We start from the raw sequence: 1,833 nt of genomic DNA, 5'->3' as shown, positions 1-1,833 counted from the left end.
CGATCTTGGGCTCCATGACCGGTTTTATCGTCCTTAGCTTTTTCCTAGCGATTTTGGTTGTTGTTGGGTAATGCAATGAATACCCCCGCCCCCGGCAAATACATCGAGGGCATCAATTTGGGTTATTTGATAATCAGGATACAGTTGGCTAAACAATGCGTAAGCGGCTTTATCTTGAGCTTCATGACCAAAAGCAGGCATGACTATCCCTTTATTACCTAAATAAAAGTTAATGTACGATAAAGTCAGACGCTCGCCATCCATATAGGTTGCAGGTGGTTGCTCTACGGTGTAAACCGCAAGTTTGCGTCCTTGAGCATCGGTAGCTGATTTTAGAATTTCCAAGTTTTCATGCAAGCTTGCATAATTAGGATCCTCTTTATCGTGTGTGATCAGGCACAATACTTTGCCTGGAGCAACAAAGCAGGCGATTTCATCAATATGACCATCGGTTTCATCGCCTAAGAGACCTTTATTCAGCCAAATAATTTTTTCGCCGCCGAGAAAGTCATAGAGGTGTTGTTCTATTTCTTGCTGACTTAGCTGTGGATTACGATTTGCATTGAGCAAGCATTCACGGCTAGTTAAAATGGTGCCTTCACCATCAACATGAAATGAACCACCTTCCATAACCAGGGGGGCAGAAAAAGCCAAGGCTTGGGTTTTTTGGAGAATGACACCGGAAATTTCATTATCTAAAGCACAATCTTGATAATTACCACCCCAAGCATTATGAATCCAGTTTACTCCAGCAAGTTGCTTGGCTTTGTTCAGCAAAAAGGTTGGGCCCGTATCTCGGGTCCATGAATCATTAATTGCTAGTGTTTGGAGGGTGATGTCATTGCCACATAGGCGGCGTGCTGATTCTTCATCATGGGGATGAACCAACATGGTTACCGGTTCATATTGGGCTATAGCATGGGCTACGCGCGCATAAGCCAGGCGTGCCTTGTCTAAACCTATTTTTGACCAAGTGTCTAAGTGACAAGGCCAAGCCATCCAACAGCGTTCATGGGGATACCATTCTGCGGGCATAAAAAAACCAGTTTGTTTGGGTGTCATTATAATTACTCCTGATTACCATCAAGATAGGTTAATTGTGAGAAAAGACTTCTTAATTCATTCAAATAAAATAGTGTCTTTTCTTTAGGTAACTCGGCTTGAATTAATTGTTTTTCATAAGATTGAATCAGTTTTTTGGTATCAAAATGGGCTAAGTTTAATACGTTGGTGATGGTATCACCACTGACTAAATCATTCAGCTCAAAAGTCCCATCGTCGAATAATTTCACATCCAATGAGTTGGTGTCGCCAAATAAATTGTGCAAATTACCCAATATTTCTTGATAAGCTCCGACCAGGAAGAAACCTAAAGCATAGGGTTTATTGCTGTTATAAGCTGGCAGCATTAAGGTGGAGTTAACACGGGAACTACCCAGATACTCTTTAATGGTGCCATCTGAGTCACAGGTCAAATCTTGCAAGATACAGTGCATGCTTGGTAATTCATTAAGCTGTGAAATTGGGGCGATGGGGAAAATTTGTCCTATAGCCCAGGCATCGGGTATGGATTGGAAAAAAGAAATATTGCAAAATATTTTAACCGCCATATCCTCATTTATGCGTAATAACAAGGCTTGTTCGCTGGGATTTTCTTCACTCAAGCATTCTTTTAGTTCCATACAGATATTCGTGTAGAATGCTTCTACTTTTGCTTTTTCTTGCAGGCTGATTACTCCATGTTTAAACAATGAGTGCGTCTCATTTAGCGAATGTTCGGCATAGTTATAGATTTCTATGGGCGAACTGTTGGTTATTGCCTGATAAGTATCA

The 1,833-nt window shown here is 41.2% G+C and carries 1 protein-coding gene and 1 pseudogene; both read right to left on the bottom strand.

Features of this window, described 5'->3' with window-relative positions:
- Window positions 1-33 precede the first annotated feature (33 nt).
- Window positions 34-1,062 carry an agmatine deiminase family protein gene (locus LDG_RS02140; protein WP_006869467.1) on the bottom strand — a complete coding sequence of 343 codons (1,029 nt, stop codon included), beginning with the start codon at window positions 1,060-1,062 and terminating at the stop codon, window positions 34-36.
- A 5-nt stretch (window positions 1,063-1,067) separates the two neighbouring features.
- Window positions 1,068-1,833: pseudogene (locus LDG_RS02135) on the bottom strand (biosynthetic arginine decarboxylase); the annotation flags it as partial.

The sequence above is a fragment of the Legionella drancourtii LLAP12 genome (assembly GCF_000162755.2).
GTDB lineage: Bacteria > Pseudomonadota > Gammaproteobacteria > Legionellales > Legionellaceae > Legionella > Legionella drancourtii.
This window is presented reverse-complemented; position numbering and strand designations above follow the sequence as displayed.